Raw genomic sequence first — 2,319 nt, 5'->3', positions numbered from 1 at the left:
CAAGGGCTTCATCCTCACCCGCCATTGGCGCGATGCTCCGGCCGGCACGGAAGTCGAGTTGTGGCTGGCGACGCAGGCCGGCCCCAGGAAGGTGGTTCTCGCTGCCCAGACCTCGGTCGCGTTTGTCGCTGCGCGGCACAGGACGGCGGTCGAAGCCCAGCTCGGCGCCTTTCCACGCATGCAGTTGCGCGCGCTGCAAATGCGGACTTTTCAGCAGGAACCGGTGATAGGCGTCTACGCGACGCATTTTCGGCAGCTCGGAAAACTGGCGCGCGCTCTGCAGCCTATGAATATCCCGCTGCTCGAAGCCGATGTGCGGCCGCACGACCGCTATCTGATGGAGCGCTTCATCACCGCGGGGGTGGTCATCGAAGGCGGGCGCGAGGTGGGCGCGTCCATCGTGGACTGCAAGCTCAAGCCCATCTCCGACTATCGGCCGCAGCTGAAGGTGGTGTCGCTGGATATTGAGACCAGTCAGCACGAGGCCTTGTACTCGATTGCGCTGGACGGCATGCCGCAGCGCGTGGTGTTCATGCTCGGAGATCCGCCCGCGCAGACGGGTGAGCCGCTGGATTTCGCGCTCATCTATTGCGCTACCCGCAAGCTGATGATCGAGCAGCTCAACGCCTGGTTCGAACGCAACGACCCCGACGCCATCCTCGGCTGGAATGTGATCCAGTTCGACCTGCGCGTGCTGCAGAAGACCGCCGACGAGTGCGGCGTGAAGCTGCTGCTGGGCCGAGGCCGCCAGCCGATACAGTGGCGCACCCATCCGGGCAAGCAAGGCTATCTGTTCGCGCCCACTCCGGGCCGGCTGATCATCGACGGCATCGATGCACTGCGGGCGGCGGTGTGGAGCTTTACTTCCTTCAGTCTGGAGAACGTCTCGCAGACGCTGCTCGGCGAAGGCAAGGCGATAGGCGACGCCTACGACAAGATGGCCGAAATCGAGCGCCGCTACCAGGAAGACAAGCCCGCGCTGGCCGTCTACAACATCCGCGACTGCGAGCTGGTGCTGCGCATTTTCGACCAAGCCAAGCTGCTGCAGTTCGTCATGGAGCGCGCCCAGACCACGGGCCTGCAGGCCGACCACTTCGGCGGCTCGATCGCCGCCTTCAGCCACCACTACCTGCCGCGCATGCACCGCCAGGGTTACGTCGCGCCCAGCGTCGGCGAGATAGAGACCAAAGCCTTTCCCGGCGGCTATGTGATGGACTCCAAGCCAGGGTTCTACGACTCCGTGCTGGTGCTGGACTACAAGAGCCTGTACCCCTCGATCATCCGCACCTTTCTTGTCGATCCCGTGGGTTTTGCGGAAGGCATGCAGCTGGCCGACGCATCGCTGGGCGTGCGCGGGCCCCAGGACACCGTGTTCTCGCGCGACAAGCACTGCCTGCCGGAAATCGTGACCACGCTGTCCAAGGCGCGCGACGCAGCCAAGCGCGACCGGAACGAGCCTTTGTCCCAGGCTTTGAAGCTGTTGATGAATTCGTTTGCCGGCGTGCTGGGCGCCACCGAATGCCGGTTCTTCAACCCCAAACTGGTCGCGGCCGTGACCTTGCGCGGGCACGAGATGATGAAGCTCACGCGGACTTTCGTGGAGGGCAAAGGCTACGAAACCATCTACGGCGATACCGATTCGATCTTCATCTGGCTCAAGCGCGCCCACACGAATGACGAAGCGCAGGCCGTTGCGGCGCAGCTGGTATCGGATATCAATGCCTGGTGGACCCGTACCCTCGGCGAGGAGCAGGGGCTGGAGAACTTTCTCGAAATCGAGTTCGACACGCACTACAAGAAGTTCTTCATGCCGACCATCCGGGGCTCGGATGTAGGCAGCAAGAAGCGCTATGCGGGATTGAGCCTGGATGCCAGCGGCAAGGAGGAAATGGTCTACCGCGGGCTGGAAATGGCGCGCAGCGACTGGACCCCGCTGGCGCGCCAGTTCCAGGAGGGCCTGCTGACGCGCATCTTCAACGATGAGCCGCACCGCGCCTTCGTCACCGACTATGCGCAGGCCACGCTGGCCGGCGAGAAGGACGACCTGCTGATCTACCGCAAGCGGCTGCGCCATCGGCTCGACGCCTACGAGGTCAATGTCCCGCCGCAAGTGCGCGCGGCGCGCATCGCCGACCTGCACAACACCGCACTCGGGCGCCCCCGGCAATACCAGAATGGCGGCTGGATCCAGTATGTGATGACCCGCAGCGGCCCGCAGCCGCTGGAAGCGCGCCACAGCGGTATCGACTATGAGCACTATCTGTCCAAGCAGCTCCAGCCGATTGCCGATTCCATTCTTTTGCCGTTCGGCGAGAGCTT

1 protein-coding gene is annotated in these 2,319 nt (G+C 63.8%); it reads left to right on the top strand.

What is annotated here, in order from left to right; all coding sequences use genetic code 11:
- On the top strand, positions 1-2,319 hold a 2,319-nt coding region (locus RR928_RS24720), incomplete at both ends, for a DNA polymerase II (protein WP_332540374.1).

Source organism: Comamonas sp. (assembly GCF_036666375.1).
In the GTDB taxonomy this organism is placed as follows: domain Bacteria; phylum Pseudomonadota; class Gammaproteobacteria; order Burkholderiales; family Burkholderiaceae_C; genus Comamonas.
Note: the sequence above shows the minus strand (reverse complement) of the source record. Positions and strands in the feature narration are given on the sequence as shown.